The following is a 21,399-nucleotide window of genomic DNA, read 5'->3' as shown; positions in this document are numbered from 1 at the left end:
ATTATTTCCCGTTAATCCCGGTAGTCTGCTGCTGCAGCCTCCGCCTTTTTACAAAATTCTTCTGCATCAATTTCACCAAGCATCAGGGCAACTAATGCATCACTAATCGGTGTTTCCAAATCAGCACTCATTGGATGTGGCTTATGATGAATTTCGACTTTTTCAGGATCATTAATCATTTTATTTGCGTCCTTCAAATAGGCCGGGACATTCTCGTTGCTTGCAATGTCTACACCTTTCATATTCATCAATGCACCGGTTAACTCAGCAAATTTAGAGGCATATTCCTTTTGATATGCAAATTCTACAAAAGCCTTTGCTGCTTCTGGATTTTTCGCTTCCTTAGCTATTGCTAACGGGCGTAAATCCGGAACAACTACCATAGGTTCTCCTTTTTCGTTCATTGGTGAAGGAATAAATCCAAATTCAAAGTCTTCAGGAACGTCCTTAGCCATTTCATTTGGCAGCCAGAAACCTACAGGGATATAAGCATTTTTCCCAAGAATAAAGTTCATTTGCGACTGGGTGTGGCTTAGCGCTGCAAAGCCAGGATCGATATATCCCGCTTCCTGCATTTTTTGGACCTTTTTCATAACGTTCATAACAGGTTCACTAGTCCATGCACCTTCTTCACCATTTATTACTGAAGCTAATAATTCATCCCCGCCTGCAGATGCAAATGCTGGGTACAATACACCTCTTAAGAAATAATATGGATATTGGCCAGTTGTCGTAAATGGTGCAATTCCTTCCTTGTCTTTGATTTCACCCATAGACTTCATCCAGCTTTCAAAGTCCGTCGGTACTTCATAACCGCCCTCTTCGAACATTTTCTTGTCATACCATGTTCCCCATGTATCAAAAACGAGTGGCAAACTATATATTTTCCCATCGAAGTCACTTGGCGGCACAATGAAACTGTCCATTAGCGGTGTACCGTCTTCAAGCTTAATTGTCTTAACCCAATCAGTAAGATCCATTAATTGTCCGTCTTCCACCATTTGTGTTTCACTTGAACCTGCCCCGTCAATGTAAACAACATCTGGTGGATTGCCTGAAATCCAGCGTGTTTTCATTTCCTCGTTTATGTTCGGACCAGCTTGTTCCTTGACCTCAACATCTGGATACTTTTCTTTAAAACCTTTGATTACTTCCTTCCACCAGGCATCCCCGTATCCACCAACAAAATACTGAATTTCAAGTGTACCGGAGACTTCTCCATCGCTGCTCTTTGCCTTTGATTCACCATCACTGTCACTCTGCTCTTCATTATTACAGCCAACTGCAAAGGCAAGCATAAGAAAGGCCATCAACACTAACAAACCTGGACCCTTAAAAAACTTTTTCAAACTGTTCTCCCCCTTTTATGTTAATAGATTATATGAAACACATTAACAGTTAATGAAACTATTAATGTCACTGCAAAGAATTAGGTTTGTTTTTATTAACATAGTCAATCGCTTTTCTAACGTAACCACCACTTTGTTCAATAGCATATTGGGCCATTGTATAGTCGACATCACCTTCTAGCATAACGATTGCAGGTTTAACCCGATTATTGGTTTGCTCAAGTACGGTTTCAGCTCTCTTATAAGATACTCCGGTAACCTCCATCAATGTATGTTTTGCCCGTTCCAGCAGTTTATAATTACTGGCATGAACATCGACCATTAAATTTTCATAGACCTTTCCCAGTTTGACCATGGTTGTTGTACTAATCATATTGAGGATCATCTTATGAGCAGTCGCTGCTTTCATTCTCGTTGAACCGGTGAGAACTTCCGGACCTACTATTACCTCGATTTCACAGTCAGCATGTTTGCTGATCAATGACTTGTCATTACAGGAAAGACCTACTGTATAGGCGCCGACCTGGCGAGCGAATTTTAAAGCACCTATTGGATATGGTGTTCGTCCACTGGCCGTGATTCCCAATACTACATCTTTTCTAGTAAGTTCTTTTTCTTTTAAATCTGCTGCCCCTTGATCTTCATCATCTTCCGATCCTTCAATGGCATTTATGAATGCCCCGTTTCCTCCCGCCATGATTGTCTGTACCATTTCAGGTGGGGTCATAAATGTTGGCGGGCATTCCGATGCATCAACGACACCAAGTCTTCCACTGGTTCCTGCGCCAACATAAAACAATCTGCCACCATTGGATAAAGAGCTATAAATATGTTCAATCGCAAGTTCAATTTTCGGCAAAACCTGCTCAACTGCTTCCGCAACATTTTTATCTTCCCGGTTAATTGTTTTTAAAATATCCAGCGTTGACATTTGGTCAAGCGTCAAACTGTTTTTATTCCGCTGTTCGGTAGTTAAAGCAGATAAGTTCATTGGCATATCTCCTTACTTAAAGATAAAAATAAAACGCTTTTAAAAATAGTTGCTAATAGTCTTAATTTTTAGAAGGTGGCTTCATTATAATGGCGTTGAATTATTTTGTCAACAAAACGTTGCAAATCCAGTAATAATATTTCACCACGTACAAAAAACCTTCATTAGTTATTATATTCTCTAATCATCTGGGTCAGAACGTTTATTTTTTTTAGTCGGATCTTCCCGCAAAAATAGGATGGCATCCCTAGTTTCGTCTAAATGCTTCACTGTTTTATCATACTCCTCAGACGCTAGGCACATAAATAAAATATCGATAACATGCAGTTGAGCAATCCGGGATGATGTTGCACCGCTTCTAAACGTTGCTTCCCTTGCAGCAGATGTAAATAATTGAATATCCGCAAAATTTGATAGTGGTGTATTGCCGTATTTTGTAATGCTTATCGTTTTCGTGTTTTTCTGTTTAGCAAGCTCCAGCAATTTTACAACTTCAAGTGTTTCCCCTGAAAAGGAAATACCAACTACTACATCCCTTGGATCCTTGTTGGCGATTAGGGTAGCCGCTGTATGTACATCTGACAATGCCTGCGTCTCTTTACCGATGCGCTGAAACTTTTGTTCAGCATCTTTAGCCGCAATGTGTGAGGCACCAACTCCAATAAACAGGATAGACTTTGACTCTGATAAGGTTGTAACGGCCTTTTTGAGGTTTTTACCATCCATAATATCGACTGTTTCCTTTAAAGTTTGGATTGTGTTTGCAGTAACCTTATCGATAATATCCATATATTCCTCATTCTGTTGAATATCCCGATATCCTTTAACCACTTGATCCTGCAAATCACCAGTAACTCGAATTTTCAACTCCTGGAACCCCTTAAAACCCAATGATTTACATAACCTTATAACTGCTGCACTGCTCGTGTTGCTTTTTTCACCTAAAGCCATGGCAGTTAAATGAATTGCTTCTTCAGGATTACTTACGATATACTGAGCAATTTTTCTTTCGGATGGCGGCAAATTGTTCACCATTTCGTTTAATATTACCAATCCACCTTTACTATGCGACACGTGCAATCACCTGCTCTTTCTATAAATTTCTTTAATATTTTCTATTAGTTCTTCATCTATATGGCGATTCATCGATAAATAGGCACCGATTAGTGATCCCCCTGCTGGTGGCACTTCAGGAATGACAACGGACAGCGGATGATCTGCTAATTCCTTCTCTATTAATGTAGGGAGAATAGTTTTGTCGGTAAAAACCCCGCCACAGAGCACTAGCTTTGCTCGTTCATTATGATGAAATAATTTTTTGTACAGTGTAAGGATATTCACCTTCAATTCATTGACAGTATTTTCGACAATAGCTTGCGCAACTCTGTCATTTTGTTTGTATGCTTGAAAAACCACCTGACTAACAGGAGCAATTTTATCCTTGGGCATAGGAGCAGAATAGATTTCACGAATCAGTTCATGACCGCTTGTTACGTGAAACTGGTTATAAAGCATTTCAAGCAGTAATGTATCCCTGTCCCGTCCATCGTAAGCCTTCAATGAAGCAGTAATTCCCTGTTTCCCTAGGTCAAAGCCACTGCCTTCATCACCAAATAAATAACCCCAGCCACCAACCCTGCCATGTTTCAGTTCATTATTTATTCCATATGTAATTGAGCCTGTTCCGGAAATTTGAACAATTCCCGGTTCTCCAAATGTGCCAGAATAAAGCGCATTTATTGAATCCGGATACACGTCAACGTAAACTGTGTCGGGTAATAATTCTATTAGGATTTGTTTAAATTCTTGTTGATTACTCGCTTCACCCGCGCCAGCTATACCTGCAAAAATATAGGTTTTTTGGTCAAACAAATCATTTACCTGTTGTTTTAAATCCTGTAACAGGTGACCTAACGTTTTACTAAGCACAGTTCTATGAATAACATTTGGATTCGTGGGACCACGTTCCGAACTTGCCAGTATAACACCATTTTCATCAGCTAATAAACCATGCGTTTTCGTGCCCCCACCATCAATTCCGATTACGTATTTCAACGGGCCTCATTCCTTTTCAACTTATTTATCGAGCTTGACGGGCTGCAATCTCCATTTAAGAAGTTACACATTATTATTATACATTCTATACAACTATTGATTAACAAACAATTAATTTTAAAATCTATTACTATTTGACAAATAAATCCAAAAAGGTTACAAATTACCCCCGACTATTGACACGATTCTGCAAGGTGTCCCAAGTTTTTTATGACTTAAGTGGTATAGACTTCTATAAGGGGATGGATGTATAGTAGACGTAAGCTAAATAAATTACCCGGTGGATGTTGTTCCCTCCCCGAATTACATTCACCAGATAATTGGATACATTTTACCTTGACCTCCCCTTATGAGTAGTCAAGGTCTTTTTTTGCCTTTTTTTTCGAACATATTTTCAAGCTCAAAAAATAGAATAAATTAAATAAGGAGGAGGATAGACTTAATGATTAAATCGCTAACATCTTTTTTTGACCGCATGGTTCAGCGTTATTTGCCAGATGCTTTTTTATTTGCCATTATACTAACATTCGCGGTCTTTCTATTAGGAATTGGTTTAACAGAGAGTTCTCCTGTCCAAATGGTGGAATATTGGGGGGGAGGATTTTGGGACCTGCTAGCCTTTGCTATGCAAATGTCGTTGATTGTTGTTACCGGTTATATTCTGGCAAGCACTCCTATTGTAAAGAAATTGCTAACCAGGATCAGCAAACTGGCAAACACACCTGGTCAGGCTATTATGCTGGTTACCTTTACAGCTGCAGTTGCCTGTTTAATTAATTATGGATTCGGACTAGTTGTTGGTGCACTTCTCGCCATCCACGTGGCTAAACGCGTTCACGGAGTTGACTATCGATTGCTTATGGCAAGTGCCTACAGTGGCTTTTTGCTTTGGCATGGTGGCTTATCCGGATCTATACCACTATTAATTGCAACACCCGGCCATTTCCTGGAAGATAAAATGGGCATCATTCCTGTCGCAGATACGTTATTCAGCGGTTTCAATTTATTCATCGCGCTAACATTGCTAGTAACTTTACCGTTATTAAACAGATTCTTAATGAACACTAGGGATTCCATAAGCAGCATAGATCCCTCATTATGGGAGCCTGATTCAATCAGTGAACCGGAAGATCAATCCGAACATGATATAGACCTTACACCCGCTGACCGGTTAGAAAATAGCCAAATCATCTCCCTAATCATTGGGGCGTTTGGTTTTGCTTTTATTATCTACCATTTTGCAGCAAATGGCTTTGATCTAAATATCAATATCGTAAATTTCATCTTTCTTTTCCTTGGAATTATTTTTCACAAAACACCACGAAGATTTTTAAACAGTGTATCACATGCAGTTAAAAACGTCGGAGGAATCATCATCCAATTCCCATTCTATGCAGGAATTATGGGAATGATGGTTGCATCCGGTTTATCAGAACAAATGTCATTATGGTTTGTAAGCATATCCAATGACTTCACGTTTCCCTTTTTCACCTTTCTAAGTGCTGGTATAGTTAATTTCTTTATCCCCTCAGGTGGTGGCCAATGGGCAATTCAAGGACCTATTATGATTCCGGCAGCTATAGAACTTGGTACAAACACAGCTAAAACAGCAATGGCAGTCGCCTGGGGGGATGCATGGACTAACATGATCCAACCATTTTGGGCATTGCCGTTGCTTGCGATTGCTGGATTGAAGGTAAGGGACATTATGGGTTTTTGTGTCATGATCCTACTTTGGAGCTTCATTCCAATTTCTATTGGACTATTATTCTTTTAAAACTAAAAAAATAGGTCCCTACTCTATAAGGGATCTATTTTTTAGTTATCTGCGCAACAATAATACCAACGATAATGCATATCGAACCAATAATAATGCCCAACGATAATTTCTCACCCAGAATAAGCCATCCTAAAAACAGGCCAAATACCGGCACAAGCAATGTGGATAACGTGGCTGTCACTGTATCAATCATACTTAGAATCATGAACCATACCGTGAAGCACAGTGCCGAAGCCAATACTCCTGTAAATAAAATATAGTAAATACTTTCTGTAGTTAAGCTGACCGGCTCTCCCCATTCTGTGATGAACGCCGCAATCAAAATACCGATAGTTCCAAATAACATTTGATAGGCATTAACCTGGAGCTTAGGAACACCAGGCAGCTTTATCCGGTAATACACGTTGGATGCTCCCCAGGACATTGCCGCAACAACAATTAGAATCTCACCAACTATCGTTTTGGGTTCCTGGCCAATCCACAAATCCCAGCCCAATATCATCAGGAGTCCGAGCATTCCGAGCCCTAGTCCGGTAATTTTGGCACCTGTTACTTTTTCCTGTAAAAATCTGACCGCTAAAATAGTGCTCCAAATCGGCATCGAATACAATAGTACAGAAGCTTTCCCAGCACCAACGAAGGAAAGTCCATACATAACGAGCAAGAAAACGATTGAAGTCTGTAAAATCCCTAGAACGATTAAGTGGATCCAATTTTTCTTTGGTGGAGCCTTGGTTCTCATCAAATAAACAAGGATTAAAAGGACAACAGTTCCTGTTCCGAACCGAAACGCAGAAAACGTAAATGGTCCCATGAAATTAAGTACTTCCTTCATTAACACCCATGCATAGCCCCAAATTAACGTGATTAATAAAATGAGTAACCATACCATCCATTTCTCTTTGTTCGCAAACGAAAAGAAAGGAGTACGCAGACTCCTTTTCACCATTTAAAACACCTCGTATTCATAACATCCAACACGGAATGATTTCAATGCTTCTCGATCAATTTCGTATCCAATCCCAGAATTGGTTGGGACAGTGATGGTTCCATCCTGAACCTCTACCTCTGGTTTGATAATGTCTTTTTCCCAGTACCTGGAAGAACCCGCTGTATCACCTGGCAATGTAAAATTGGGCAGGGTGGTCAAAGCGATGTTATGTGCACGCCCAACCCCGGCTTCCAGCATGCCTCCGCACCAGACTGGTACATCTTTTTCTTGACATAGATTATGAATCCGCTTTGCTTCGGTCAATCCGCCAACCCGCCCTATTTTCACATTAATTATTTTGCATGATCCAAGTTCAATTGCGTGTCGGGCATCATCGTAGGAATGAATGCTTTCATCCAAACAAATTGGTGTCTGGATTTCCTTCTGAAGCTTCGCATGATCAAGCCTGTCATCATGTGCAAGTGGTTGCTCCACCATCATTAAATTAAGCCCGTCAAACTTTTTCAAATGGTCACTATCCTGTAAGGAATATGCCGAATTCGCATCGGCCATGATCGGTGTGTCCGGAAAGTGCTGACGAACTTCCTGCAATATCTCCAAGTCCTGGCCGGGCTTAATTTTTAATTTAATTCGTTTATAGCCCTGTTTCAGATGATTGTCAATGTCTGCTAGCAAATCATTGATATCGGGTTGGATTCCGAGGCTGACACCCACATCAATTTCTTTCTTTATACCGCCAAGTGCTGTTGCTAAAGTCTCGCCCCGCTGTTTAGCATACAAATCCCAAATAGCGCCTTCAATTCCTGCCTTTGCCATGTTATTTCCACGTATCACACGGAAAGTTTCAGTAATGTCATCGGGATGATTAATTGGCCTGCCTTTTAGCAGCGGAATGAGGAAGTCCTTCATAACGTGCTCATTCGTGGCTGTTGTTTCCTCGGTATACCATGGACTTGAAAATGATACCGATTCACCGAATCCATTATTTCCCTTGTCGTCCATTGCCTCAATGATAAAAAATTCCTTATCCTGTATTGTTCCAAAGCTTGTTCGAAACGGAAACTTCAGGCGCATCTTTAACTTATGCAGAGTAACTTTTTGAAGTGGCACCATTTCTTATGTAACCTCCTCATTGTTTAGTTCAATCTATTCTGCTTCAACTATCTTTAGGAGCTTCGTGGTCAAATCATCTGCAAACTTTTGACAGCGGGCAAAATCCTTTTCATCGGGTTCTAAATCAATCTTAATCCAATCAGGCATCACATTGGCGCCCAATTCCTCAAATCGGTTTCCAAGCAATTCAATAGCACCGCCAAATGTCTCATAAAATGTATCACCAGATCCAAAAACACCGACCAATTTATCTGTTAGTTCCGCATCTTCCAGCTCTTCATAAAAATCCTCGACCTCATAAGGCATAGCACCGTCGTCCCAAGAATATGTACCAACAAGAATTGCATCGTACTCCGTTAATTCCTCAACATCTATTGCATCTACATCAAATGTTTTCATCGTGATCTCATGATTATATTTTTGTAACATTTCCGCGATAGCTACAGCAATTTCCTCTGTGTTACCCGTTACACTCGCATATAGCATTAATATTTTGCTCATAGCTGATCCCTCCTACCTGTAACAATGCACACTCTTCTACCTTTTGATAGTGATATTTATAGTGAACCTCCCCACCTAAATCGAAGATTTAGATGAAGCATCTATTGACTTAAATACAGCAAACTTCACGCTGGTTTTGCACCGTTGGTGCGTAGTGCCTGATGTAAGCTAATTAATGAAGCCAATGTCAGCCGAGTTCTAGCTGCCAGTGAAGGAACTTTTGCCTCCAAAAGCAACCTTTTCTTTTCGGAAAAGGGTTTGATGATTTCTCTTATAAAATAACGAGCCCCTATATTATAGGAAGCACTTAAGTCTGCGTGATAGACCTTGCCACTTTTAAATGTAGCAAGATCTTTTTTATCATTACGTTTAACTTTTCCAGATCCATCAAAAGCAAGCTTCGATGTGTATTTCGGATTAATTCTTCTAATACGCATTTGGCGGTAATGAGCCATTTCCTCGACTTTTGATTGTATGCCTAGTTTGCACCAATGGTGTAATTTATGACGTAATTTCTTCGCACCAAATATGCCCTTAGGAACACGCATTTTTCCTAGGTATTCAAATACAATGATATCGGCATTATAAGTTTCAGCAAACTTTATAACTTCAGATGCCGTATTTACTTTTATATGGTTTTTCAATCCATTGATTTTTTTCCAATAATTTGGCGCTTCGATAAAACCTGAATTGCGTTGCGCTTTTTTGAGCTTTCCAAGAAGTGTGTTCATCCGGTCTTTTTCTATTGGTTGATTAATAAATTTCCTTCCAATGACAGTTCCATCTGAATACATTGCAGAGCAAACTGCAGAATTGGTCAGCCCAAGATCAACGGAAACAATGGTTTGATCTATAACTTTTGTTTTATTGAGTTTTATTTCCTTCGTATAAGAGAAATTTATAAAGTATTTTTTTCCGACTTTTACAAGCGTAGGATTGTTTTCTTTCCAGTCCATAATTCTTCTATTTTTAAGGTTTTTATCGTTAAAGGTGATTGTCTCCCAGGCCCAGTCGTTATTCTTGTAAACTTTAACTTCTGCTTGATCAGTAGAAAGGCGATTAAACATATTTCCTTTATAAAGTACCGGAAACGCGTCGTGTTCGACACTTAAAACCGGAGGTTTTTTCTTAAGAACCTTGCCTTCGCCAAGTATCTGAGACTTCTCAACCTCCCAATTTCGAAGGTTTGCACGATAACTTTTTACAATACTGAAACCTCTCGAAATCGCTGATCTTCTTAAGTAAGAAGGAAATTTATAAAAATTACTTGTAAAATCGTATTTCGGGGTGGGGTTGTTTTTTGTTCGATGGATGAACTTTTCGACAGCTGTAGTCATTTTTTTTGTTCGTAAACCTTCCAAAAGAGAATACTCTTTTTCGATTACTTCTATAATGAAACCAAGCGCATCACGATAAATAAGAAGTGTAGGTTCCAAAGCAGTGCTTCCATGTGATAAAATTTTATTTTTAATAGTCTTTGTTTGTTCCATGAAAACTCCCCCAACACGAACCCTTGTTCCTAATTGTATAACCTTGGGCCAATTAAAGCAACAAATAAGATAAAATTTTGTAAAAGTTAACAACCACTAAATGTTACGTAGTTTGAAACGGGACTGCACCTTCACCCTTATATTCAATTATTTAGGCAGGGCTTTTTCTTATTCTGTCAAAAACGTGACAAACTATTAACAATAAAAAAAGGAGGCCTACTTGAGTGGCTTCCTTTTCAATTCACTTGCCGAATCCCGGTAAACAATTGTGTGCGGAATCATAATGCGTTTTGCCGGTTCAGATTTATTTATCGTCTTTTCAATTAAAGCTTTGGCTGATTGTGCCCCCAGAGTGTGAATTTGAACATCGACTGTAGTAAGTGCGGGTCTGATGATTTCCGATAAATAGACATTGTTAAAGCTGACAACAGAGACTTCTCTAGGAACGGAAAGACCAAACTCTTCCAGCATACTCAGCACACCGAAACTCATCAAATCATCACTGATAACAAGACCAGTGGGCGGATTATCTAGTGAGAATAAATGCTCTACTGCCTCCCGCCCGCCAGATTTTAAAAACTCTGCATGAAATTTATAGTTTTCAGGAAGATTGAGCTTTGCATCCATCATGGCTGATTCATAGCCGGATTGCCGGTCTGTTGTCACAAATAATTCCCTTGATCCGCCAATAAATGCAATCTTTTCGTGTCCAAGCTCAATAAGATGTTCCGTAATTTCTTTGCCCGCTGCAAAGTTGTCATTGTCCACGTGAGTTATTTCATTCATATGTTCATATGGTTTACCAACGATGACAAATGGAAATTCGCGTTCACGTAAAAATTGCGTCAGTCTGTCATTTGCTCGTGAATATAACAAAATAACGCCGTCAACATAACTGCCATATACCATCCGCTGTACTTCATCAAATGTTTCTTCCTCAGTTTCACCTGTTGATAAAAACAAGGAATACTGCAATTTATGCGTATAGGAACCGATCCCCCGTAATATTTCCGGAAAGAAAGGATTTTGTAATGCTTTATCTGCGGAAGATGGCATGATAACGCCAATCGTTTTTGTCGATTTTCCTACCAAATTCCTTGCGTTAACATTAGGATAATAGCCTAGACTCTTCATCGCTTTTCGAACACGCTTTTTCGTTTCTGGACTTATTCTTGGGTTATCGGCAATTACTCTTGAAACAGTAGAGGGCGACACACCGGTTGCTTTTGCTACATCTTTAATTGTTACACTCATTCGTTCCACCCTCTATTTTGTATTGTTTCATTTAGTTTACTAGATCAATCATCGCTTTGTCACGCACATCCTCACCATTAATCACCGTCTTCTGGTCCTCAGCCAAACCATGTACGCGTACCTCAATTGTACTATATGCTGGCTTAAAGTCACCCGCTTTGTTTAAAACAGTGATGCTGACAGCGTCTTTTTTTGATACTACTTCAAGTTTGAGCTGCAGATACCTTCCATCATTATAAGCAAAAGTTTCTCCGTCATCATCATAAAAGTTCATGATATACTTTTCTTCATTTGTTCCCGCGTAAACATCCATACATACATTCTCCGGTGCTTTATCTGTATTAGATATCCATTTCGTTTGCATAAGTGCAGTTCCTTTTTTCACAAAAATCGGAAGCTCCTTCAGTTCTGCATGAATTAAGTGAGTCCGTTTTCCGTCGTAAACTGTTCCATCAGAAAAGTCCACCCATTCACCTGCTGGCAGATAAACCGCCCGATCCGTGACACTTGGGGCTAAGATAGGTGCAATGATTACATTGTCGCCAATCATAAATTGATCGTTCAGATTATATGTTTTCTCATCATCTGGAAACTCCATTAACAACGGGCGCATGATAGGAGCACCTGTCATGCTTGCCTGATAAAACAAGGTGTATAGCTGCGGCATCCATTGATAACGCATCTGAATGTACTTTTTCATAATCGCTTCATATTTTTGACCGAATTGCCATGGTTCCTGATAATGGGTGCCGATTGCGGAATGATTCCGGAAATACGGCGTGAATGCTCCCACCTGCATCCAGCGTACTAATAGGTCTGCGTTTGTATCATGCGCAAATCCACCAACATCAGGACCTGTGAATGGCACACCAGACAAGCCAAGATTCATACACATCGGCAGGGACATTTGCAAATGCTCCCAGAAACTGCGGTTATCACCGGTCCAAACAGAACCGTATCGTTGAATACCAGCGTAACCTGCCCGCGTCAATAGAAATGGACGTTTGCCATGAAGCTGTTCCTTCATTCCTTCATATGTTGCTTTACCCATCAATAAACCGTACACATTATGCAATTCACGGTGTGTGGCTGGTTTTCCGTCATTTCGGTGTATAACCGCGGTATCCATGGTTTTTGTTTCATTGAAAACTGCCGGCTCATTCATGTCATTCCAGACACCCTCGATCCCGATATCTGTATAAAAAGCATGCTTATTACCCCACCACTTTCGAACCTTTTCATCGGTGAAGTCAGGGAATGCACTTGTTCCTGGCCATACATCGCCAAAGTACGTTTCCCCTTCAATATATCTGCAGAAGTGACCCCCACGAATACCTTCCTGGTAGGTCTGATATTCACTATCCTTTTTCACGCCCGGATCGACAATTGGAACAATGCGAATGCCCATTTCACGTAAATCTGTGATCATTTGTTTAGGATTTGGAAACTTTTCTTTATCGAACGTAAATACCCGATAGCCGTCCATATAGTGAATATCCAAGTGAATCACATCGACTGGAATATCACGTTCCACAAATTCTTCGGCAAGCTCACGAACTTCTGCTTCTGATCCATAACTGTACCTGGACTGATGGTAACCAAGTGCCCATTTTGGTGGGAGCGGCATTCTACCGGTAAGGTGTGTGTATTGGGACAATACGTCTTTTGGTGTTGGGCCAGCCATAATATAATAATCCAACTGACCATCTTCAGCCATAAAGGCGTATGTATCACTGAATGACCTCATGTCAAAAACGGTGCGGAAAGTGTTGTCGAAAAATATGCCGTGCGCTCTGCCATCGCGCAAAGTCATAAAATACGGGATGGATTCGTACAATGGGTCGGTTTCAGGATTATGCGGTGCATAAACATCCGTGTTCCACATGGTATATTTTTCGCCCCGCTTATCCAAAAAACCAGACTTTTCCCCGAAGCCGTAATAATGATCTGTCTGATACATTTTCTTGTGGGCAACTATTTCACCTGAAACCTTATGTCCCATTCCGTATTTTTCTTCTTCAAGTAAAACAACATTATTTTTATCGGTAACCTTAACACGGAATGGTGCCGTCATAATTGTAAGCCGAAGCTGATCTGTTGTTAATAAAATTGATTCTTTTTCTTTTTCTGCTTCAACACATACTTGATTCGGAATAGAAATGACTGCTTTTGACAAATCTAATTTAGGCTTTTCAAATGGATTCATGATAACTCTCACAATAGACGATGTGAAGAATCGAATCATGACATTTCCATTTTCACATATAAAGTAATAATTGGAATCTGTCTTTTTATATTCCAGCACTCTCCCTATATCCTGATATGCTTGTGCATTTGTTTGTTTATCCTTATCTGGATGAATTGCAAAGCTTGTATCTTCTAGCATGAATGCTCCTCCTGTTCCTTCGTATACCTACCCTTTTGTAGCACCACTGGTTAATCCTGAAATTAAGTACCGTTGTAATAGTAGAAATACAAGTGCAATTGGAATCGCTATTAAAATAGATCCAGCTGCAAATCGGGTAAAGTTCGTTGAAAATTGATCATTGATAAAATTGTATAATCCTAGTGCTAATGTAAAGTTCTCCGGGCTTGTTAACACAATCCGCGGCAGCAGGAAATCCATAAACGGAGCCATAAAGTTAAACAAAGCCACAACAGCAAGAATGGGTTTGGCAAGCGGCAGTATAATGGTCCGAAATATTTTCAAATGACCTGCACCATCAATCTTAGCTGCTTCATCTAATTCTTTTGGAATTGTATCCAGATACCCTTTCACCAGCCATGCATTAAACGGGATTTGACCACCTATATAGATCAGCATTAAACCATATAAGGAATCTGTCAGGCCAATCGTATTTAATAAAATGTAAAGTGCTACCATTCCCATTAGGGCCGGGAACATTTGTAATAACAAGAACATGTAAAGTCCGTATTTCCGTCCGATAAATTTGTACCGGGAAAACGCATAGGCGATAAGCGAAGTAATGGCAACAGATAAAACGGAATTAACCACTGCTACATAAAGACTATTTTTGTACCATGTTACATAATCACTACCAGGATCCGTAAATAACCAAATATAGTGTTCCAATGTTGGATTATCTGGAAATAAATCCGTTACAAGCATGTTTGATCCCGGATTAATGCTCATCATGACTGCCCAGAACAGTGGATAGCCGATGATAACAAACATAATTAGGAAGAAGATATAAATGAACGTTACTTCTATTTTTGATTTCGTTTTAGAATGTATAGCCATTAGTAACGCCCCTCCTCTTTGAATGATGCCGTCTTTCTAAATTGGAAAAAGGCAAAAATTGATATAATTAATCCCATAATAATTGTGATCGCTGCTGCCATATTGTAATTATTCGTTTCAAATGTCAGTTTGTAGACCCATGAGATTAAGATGTCAGTACCGCCAGCATTTTGCCCGCGAACCGCCGGATTACCTTCATTGAATAAGTAAATAATATTAAAGTTATTAAAATTTCCGGCATATTGCATAATTAAGAGCGGTGCAGTTGCAAACAGGACATGCGGCAATGTAATAAACCGCAATTTTTGAAAGCGGGTTCCCCCGTCAACATCTGCTGCTTCATACATATCCGCTGGAACACTTTGCAGGACACCAGTAAATAAGGCAAAAACGAATGGAAACCCAAGCCACGTCTGAATCATTATAAGTGCAGTCTTTGCCCAAAATGGATCAGACAGCCACGGTATCATCACATTAAATTGGCTCAATATATCCCGGTTTATTGCACCAAAAGTCGGATTAAATAAGGCAGAGAAAATTAAAATGGAAACGAATGCTGGTACAGCCCAAGGTAAAATCAAAACAGTTCGCAATGCCCGCTTAAACTTAATCCGTTTGTCATTTACTAGTAACGCGAGAAATAATCCAAGGGCGATTTGCAGGGTAGTGGCAACTACTGTCCAGACAATCGTCCAGGTAAATACACTTAAAAAGGTATCCTGCCAGATTCCAACATTAAGTAATGCTTGGAAATTATCCATGCCAACCCAATCCAATAGTTTTCTAGGTGGCGAATTATACTGATTGTAGTTAGTAAATGCCAAGCTGACCATAAACAAAAGTGGCAATACTACAACAAACAAGAGCATCATCAGACCTGGAAGTATCATGAAATAAGGAAAGCCACGATCATAGAAATTGATAACCCCCCGAAGAAATGACGGCTTCTTTTTATCTTCTTCACGATGAATTGCATCGTGTCTTGCATCCTTTATATTAAAAAAGTAAATAGCAATTCCAAATCCTAATATAATGAGGGAGATTAATCCCTGAATTAAAAGCTGGATGGAATGATGTTCACGTGGAATGGTACCAAGTGTAAACAATCCCCATAATCCAATATCGATGTAATGCCACGTAGTAATCAAAAAGGAAACAGCAATAATTAAAAGCAATATTCCTTTAAAAATACGCCGGTTATAGAATTGTCCCAAGCCAGGGAAAATGATAGATAATAGAGTTGCAATGTTGCGGGGCCGACCTAATCCTGTTTTCTGTTTTCGTCGATCCTGTGTCACATACGTAACCCCCTATGTAGTGAAAATTTCTTAGTAAATGGGATGAGGTTGGGACGTATCGAAAAATATAAGCTAGAAATATGAACAATGCTGTTAATTTCCACAGCGGTCATATGCACCATTTTTCGATTTAGTCGGGTTTTTCCATTGATAAAAAACTTATGTCCCAGCCTCATCTTGTATCCCGCCTCTTATTTAGTCGTTGCCCCAGAGGCTTCAATCTGATTTCCAATAATTTTTACAGCTTCTTTTAAGACCGGTTCCACTGGTTCCCCTTTAGAAATGAATGATAATGCATCATTAATAGGATCCCAAACCTGCTGCATAGCTGGTACACTAGGCATTGGAACTCCGTGCTTCGTTTGTTCTGCAAACGCAGAGTAGATCGGATCATCCGCAATCACCGGATCTTTCAACGAATCATTTCGTGCAGGAAGCTCACCAGCTATATCATAATAGGTCATCGAATTTTCTTTATTTGTTATAAATGCCATCAAATCCTCTGCCCATTCCGGATTTTCTGAGTAATAGGAAAGCATGTATGATTTCACTCCAACGAATGGTTTCGGGTTGTCACCATTTTCTAATAACGGTAACGGTGCAGTAGCTAAGTCATCACCCAAAGCATCGCCATATTCACGAACCATCCAAGGACCATTAATTACAGTGGAAACTTTTCCTTCTTTAAATAAACCATTCATAATATCAGGCGTTAAATCCTGTGGCACGTAACCGTTTTCAAACCATGATTTAACAAGTTTTCCACCTTCGATTGCCCCCTCATTAGCAAGTCCGATATCAGAAATGTCGTATTTGCCATCCTCATTAGAAAAAACGTATGCACCGTTTCCTGAGAAAAATGGATAAACAAAATAGAAATTAGCCGCCTCCATCAGGAAACCAAATTTATCTTCAGCTGGTTTTGTATCACGCTCTGCGATAGCCATTAAATCTTCCATTGTCTTCGGTGCCTCGTCCACTAGTGATTTATTGTAATACATAGCGTATGTCTCGATTACAGCAGGATAACCCCAATAATCTCCATCATATTGGACCGCCTGTAAGGCTGTATCCGTATACTCGGATTTTTTATCACCTAAACTAACTGGTGCTACTAGCCCGCGGAGAACCAAATCACCGATACGGTCATGCGGTTGGAAAATAATATCAGGGCCATTACCCGCAGGACCTTCTACATTAAGCTTTTCAACCTGATCTAACATGTTAATCGGAACCATTTCAACATCAATTCCCGTTTTCTCTGTGTATTTGTTGGTAATTTGTTTTACGGCTTTTTCTTGTTTTTCTTCAGCGTTCACCCACAGTGTCAGCTTTTCCGGTTTTTCGGGCATTTCCTCAGATGCTTTCTCCCCATCTTTATCGGAATCATTCTTTGTTGATTTTGTTTCATCTGGACCGCATGCTGCTAATATTCCAATTAATAACATCATGCAAAAGATAGTACCAAGCCATTTTTTCATGTTATTGACCTCCCAATGTTTTGCTTTGTGCACTACTTTTGCGAAAACGTTTGCACAAAGATTTATTTTAATTATACATCGTTTTAAGATAATTTCAACTACAATTTAATTTTTCGATATTCTTTTAAAAAAAGGACAGATACCGCTTACTCAATAAGTTTAATCTGGTATACTAGTTAGCAACAAATGAATAAAAATAATCTATTATAGGTAATAATGACAAAATCTATACAAACGTTTGTACAAAAAGGAGTGTCCTGATGCTGAAAGAAGCAATTTATCATCGACCGAAAAATAATTTTGCCTACGCATACGATGGGAAAACATTACATATTGTTCTGCAAACGAAAAAAGACGATTTGAACAGCGCAGTATTGATTTATGGTGATCCATACAATTGGTCTGATGGCCGTTGGGTAAACCAGACGCTTGCAATGAAAAAATCCGGTTCGAGTGATTTCCATGACTTTTGGTTTATTGCGGTAAAACCGGAATTTCGCCGTATGCGCTATGGTTTTCGCTGCTCAGATGCTAATGAAACCACGATATATACAGAACGGGGGTTTTTCCAATCCCCACCAGCGGATACAGCCTTTTACTTTTGCTTTCCTTATGTGAATGGTATTGATGTATTCAATGCACCATCCTGGGTGAAACATACTGTCTGGTATCAAATTTTCCCGGAGCGCTTTGCGAATGGGGATAAATCGAACGATCCTGAAAATGCCTTACCTTGGGGGAGCACTCCCCCCTCCCCATCCAATCTGTTTGGTGGAGATTTTCAAGGTGTACTGAACAATTTAGATCATTTGGTAAAACTAGGGGTAAACGGAATTTATTTTACCCCTGTCTTCAAAGCAAACTCCAATCACAAATATGACACGATTGACTATATGGAAATTGATCCACAATTTGGTGACAAGGAAACTTTTCGGAAATTAGTGAAGGAGTGCCATCGACGCGGAATTCGTATCATGCTTGATGCTGTCTTTAACCACAGCGGTTATTTTTTCGAACCATTTCAGGATGTACTGAAAAATCAGGAGAACTCAATTTACAAAGACTGGTTTCATCTGTATGAATTTCCCGTGGTCACCAAGCCAGAACCGAATTACGATACCTTCGCATTTGTTTCATCAATGCCAAAACTAAATACGGAGCATCCAGAGGTTCGAAACTATTTATTGGATGTTGCGCGATATTGGATTCTTGAATTTGATATTGATGGCTGGCGGCTAGATGTTGCTAACGAGGTCGATCATGCATTCTGGCGGGCATTTCGCACAATTGTTAAAGAAGCGAAACCTGACGTGTATATTCTAGGGGAAATATGGCATGACTCTATGCCATGGCTGCAGGGTGATCAATTCGATGGCGTCATGAACTACCCATTTACCGATGCGGCAGTTGATTTTTTTGGTAAAAGAGAAATATCAGCCAGTGCCTTCGCAAACAAGATTACTAGTGTTCAGCATATGTACCCTAAAAATGTAAATGAAGTTGCCTTTAATTTGCTGGATAGTCATGACACATCACGAATCTTAACACTTGCAGGCAGGTATCCAGCACGTGTTAAATTAATGTACTTGTTTATGTTTACCTTTCCTGGTACACCATGTATCTATTATGGGGATGAAATTGGAATGGATGGCGGGCAGGATCCAGGGTGCCGTGCTTGCATGATTTGGGATGAAAACAGACAGGATCAAGATATATTCCAGTTTATTCAGTCCCTTATTCATTTTAGAAACACTGATTCAATCGTTGGCAATGACGGTGATTTACACTTTTTGTCAGTTGATGATCGGGAACAGACAATTATCTATGAAAAATCCAGTAATGAAAGACGATTGATTTTCATGATTAATAATAATGATCGGGAAGTTTGTATGAAAAACATCTTTACGCAAGAGAAAGAAGAAGTGAACGAATTAATCCCTGAACAAGGTACGATAACCAAAAGGCGGGTTGACCTTGCCTACTCGGTTACCCTAAACCTAGAACCTAATGGATTTAAAATACTTGAACAAATTTTTAAGAGGCTGGGACAAAACCCAGTAAATAAAAAAGCGTGGCACTCACCGTTCAGGTGACATACCACGCTTTTTTTATATAATCGTTTATTTTTACTAAACAAAAAGAATCCCCTTTGATAGAATTAAAGTAACCACACAATAATTATCGGAGGGATTCTTATGTTTAAAAATTATAACATAAATCAAGTGGTGTTGCCTTTAGATTTAGAAATAAAATTGGACAAAAATGATATTGCCTATGCAGTAAATGATGTTGTAACACAGATTCCGGAGGAAGCATTCGCTGCCTTTTCCCGTGAAACTGGATGTCCAGCCTATCACCCACAAATGATGATGAAAATTATCTTATGTGCCTACACGCAGTCGGTTTTTTCTGGAAGAAAAATGGAAGGGTTACTTAAAGATAGTGTGCGTATGATGTGGTTAGCGCAAGGTTATGAACCAAGTTATCGTACAATCAATCGTTTTCGTGTGCATCCAGAGGTGAAAGAACTACTGCGTCAATGTTTTGTGCAATTCCGTTGTCAGCTAGCGGAAGAAAAACAAATTGATGAAGAAGCGATTTTTATTGATGGAACCAAGATTGAAGCGAATGCCAATAAATTTACGTTTGTATGGCGGAAATCGGTTGAAAGGTACAGTGCTAATTTGGTGGAAAAATCCAACCAAATGTATGATGAATTATTGGAGAAAGAAATTCTTCCGGAAATCGAACGGGAAAGCCTGGAGGAACTGTCCACGAAAGAACTCGAAAAAGTAGTGGAGCAGCTGGATGGCAAGGTAGAAGCGTATGACAAGAAAATAGAAGCGAGTGAAGACGTAAGCGCACGTAAAAAACTACGGTCTGACCGTAAAGCACCGAAACAATACCGCAAACAATTCAAGGATTATTTGGCGCGAAAACAGAAATACCAAAAAGACATGGAGATCTTCGGAGAACGCAATAGTTATTCGAAGACGGATCATGATGCCACTTTTATGCGAATGAAAGATGATTATATGAAGAACGGCCAGCTGAAAGCTGGGTATAATGTGCAGGCTGCAACCGAAGGACAATATGTGCTCGCTTATGATGTATTCCCAAATCCGACAGATACTCGCACCTTCATTCCATTTCTGGATAACATAGAAAATAATTACTTTAAGCTGCCAAAGCACATCGTGGCTGACGCAGGATATGGTAGTGAACAAAACTACGAAGATGTCATCGAGAATCGAAAACGCACACCGCTGATTACCTATAACCAGTATCGAAAAGAGAAGAAAAAGAAGCATAAGAATAACGCTTTCCATACAGCCAATTGGGAATATAATAATGAAGACGATACGTTTACCTGTCCAAATGGAAAACAATTAATGTTCAGCCACATGTCCAATCGAACAGATAAATACGGACTAACACGATCGTTTAAAGTTTATGAGTCTGAGGACTGTTCAGGTTGTCCATTGCGTTCCCAATGCACCAAAGCGAAGGAAGGAAATAATCGAAGAATTTATTACAACGAAAAATGGGAACAACAAAAAGAATACATTAAGCAACGGCTTTCGGAAGAGAAAACTGGTGAAATTTACGGCAATCGTAAAATCGATGTGGAGCCAGTCTTTGGATTTCTGAAGGCTAATTTGTGCTTCACTCGTATGTCTGTACGAGGTAAAGAGAAAGTAGAAAGTGAAATAGGATTTGCATTCATGGCGGTAAACTTGAGGAAGTACACCGCCATGAAGACAAAATAACCACTAGATAATCAAGACAATCCAACGAAAAATGGTTCTGATCATCAAAAACCGATGATCAGAACCATTTTTAAGTTATTTTTGGCTAGTTATGTCCCAGCCT

Annotated in this window: 16 protein-coding genes; 3 read left to right on the top strand and 13 right to left on the bottom strand. The window is 39.6% G+C overall.

The genetic code is table 11. The features are described 5' to 3' along the window. Positions 1-11: 11 nt before the first annotated feature. From CFK37_RS11190 to CFK37_RS11175, 4 genes are all read right to left on the bottom strand, one after another. Positions 12-1,310, bottom strand: a complete 1,299-nt coding sequence (locus tag CFK37_RS11190) for an ABC transporter substrate-binding protein (protein ID WP_089063635.1) — start codon at positions 1,308-1,310, stop codon at positions 12-14. A gap of 106 nt (positions 1,311-1,416) precedes the next feature. Beyond that, positions 1,417-2,340 (bottom strand): N-acetylmuramic acid 6-phosphate etherase, encoded by a 924-nt coding sequence (gene murQ, locus CFK37_RS11185; RefSeq protein ID WP_089061927.1) that lies wholly within the window; start codon positions 2,338-2,340, stop codon positions 1,417-1,419. Between the two features lie 180 nt (positions 2,341-2,520). After that, positions 2,521-3,414: a MurR/RpiR family transcriptional regulator gene (locus CFK37_RS11180; protein WP_089061926.1), complete on the bottom strand. Its 894-nt coding sequence runs from the start codon at positions 3,412-3,414 to the stop codon at positions 2,521-2,523. A 6-nt stretch (positions 3,415-3,420) separates the two neighbouring features. Next, positions 3,421-4,395, bottom strand: a complete 975-nt coding sequence (locus CFK37_RS11175; protein ID WP_089061925.1) for an N-acetylglucosamine kinase — start codon at positions 4,393-4,395, stop codon at positions 3,421-3,423. Between the two features lie 442 nt (positions 4,396-4,837). Between CFK37_RS11175 and CFK37_RS11170 the strand changes: the two genes are divergently transcribed. Next, complete coding sequence (locus CFK37_RS11170) at positions 4,838-6,172, top strand: short-chain fatty acid transporter (protein WP_425445341.1); 1,335 nt, start codon at positions 4,838-4,840, stop codon at positions 6,170-6,172. Positions 6,173-6,206: 34 nt separating this feature from the next. Here the strand turns inward: CFK37_RS11170 and CFK37_RS11165 are convergent, their stop codons facing one another. From CFK37_RS11165 to CFK37_RS11125, 9 genes are all read right to left on the bottom strand, one after another. Further along, entirely contained in the window at positions 6,207-7,124 is a 918-nt protein-coding gene (locus CFK37_RS11165) for a DMT family transporter (RefSeq protein WP_089061924.1), read from the bottom strand. Beyond that, entirely contained in the window at positions 7,125-8,240 is a 1,116-nt protein-coding gene (gene menC / locus CFK37_RS11160; RefSeq protein ID WP_172840497.1) for an o-succinylbenzoate synthase, read from the bottom strand. A 33-nt stretch (positions 8,241-8,273) separates the two neighbouring features. After that, on the bottom strand, positions 8,274-8,741 hold the full coding sequence (locus CFK37_RS11155) for a flavodoxin (protein WP_089061923.1): 468 nt from the start codon (positions 8,739-8,741) through the stop codon (positions 8,274-8,276). A gap of 125 nt (positions 8,742-8,866) precedes the next feature. Then, positions 8,867-10,231, bottom strand: a complete 1,365-nt coding sequence (locus CFK37_RS11150; RefSeq protein WP_089061922.1) for a transposase — start codon at positions 10,229-10,231, stop codon at positions 8,867-8,869. Between the two features lie 216 nt (positions 10,232-10,447). Continuing rightward, positions 10,448-11,485, bottom strand: coding sequence for a LacI family DNA-binding transcriptional regulator (locus CFK37_RS11145; protein WP_089061921.1), 1,038 nt, complete (start codon positions 11,483-11,485; stop codon positions 10,448-10,450). 31 nt (positions 11,486-11,516) lie between these two features. Continuing rightward, positions 11,517-13,871, bottom strand: coding sequence for a glycoside hydrolase family 31 protein (locus tag CFK37_RS11140; protein ID WP_089061920.1), 2,355 nt, complete (start codon positions 13,869-13,871; stop codon positions 11,517-11,519). 27 nt (positions 13,872-13,898) lie between these two features. Continuing rightward, the gene (locus tag CFK37_RS11135) at positions 13,899-14,741 is read right to left on the bottom strand and encodes a sugar ABC transporter permease (RefSeq protein ID WP_089063632.1); all 843 of its coding nucleotides are present in this window, start codon (positions 14,739-14,741) and stop codon (positions 13,899-13,901) included. A 5-nt stretch (positions 14,742-14,746) separates the two neighbouring features. Further along, on the bottom strand, positions 14,747-16,045 hold the full coding sequence (locus CFK37_RS11130) for a sugar ABC transporter permease (RefSeq protein ID WP_089061919.1): 1,299 nt from the start codon (positions 16,043-16,045) through the stop codon (positions 14,747-14,749). A 191-nt stretch (positions 16,046-16,236) separates the two neighbouring features. Then, positions 16,237-17,526 (bottom strand): sugar ABC transporter substrate-binding protein, encoded by a 1,290-nt coding sequence (locus CFK37_RS11125; RefSeq protein WP_089061918.1) that lies wholly within the window; start codon positions 17,524-17,526, stop codon positions 16,237-16,239. Positions 17,527-17,786: 260 nt separating this feature from the next. Here CFK37_RS11125 and CFK37_RS11120 point away from each other — a divergent pair, with 260 nt between their 5' ends. Together CFK37_RS11120 and CFK37_RS11115 are read left to right on the top strand one after the other, a co-directional pair. Beyond that, positions 17,787-19,619 (top strand): glycoside hydrolase family 13 protein, encoded by a 1,833-nt coding sequence (locus CFK37_RS11120; RefSeq protein ID WP_089061917.1) that lies wholly within the window; start codon positions 17,787-17,789, stop codon positions 19,617-19,619. A gap of 102 nt (positions 19,620-19,721) precedes the next feature. After that, entirely contained in the window at positions 19,722-21,296 is a 1,575-nt protein-coding gene (locus CFK37_RS11115) for an IS1182 family transposase (protein WP_157724840.1), read from the top strand. The last annotated feature ends 103 nt before the right edge of the window (positions 21,297-21,399 follow it).

This window comes from Virgibacillus phasianinus (assembly GCF_002216775.1).
Classification (GTDB): Bacteria; Bacillota; Bacilli; order Bacillales; family Amphibacillaceae; genus Virgibacillus_F; species Virgibacillus_F phasianinus.
This window is presented reverse-complemented; position numbering and strand designations above follow the sequence as displayed.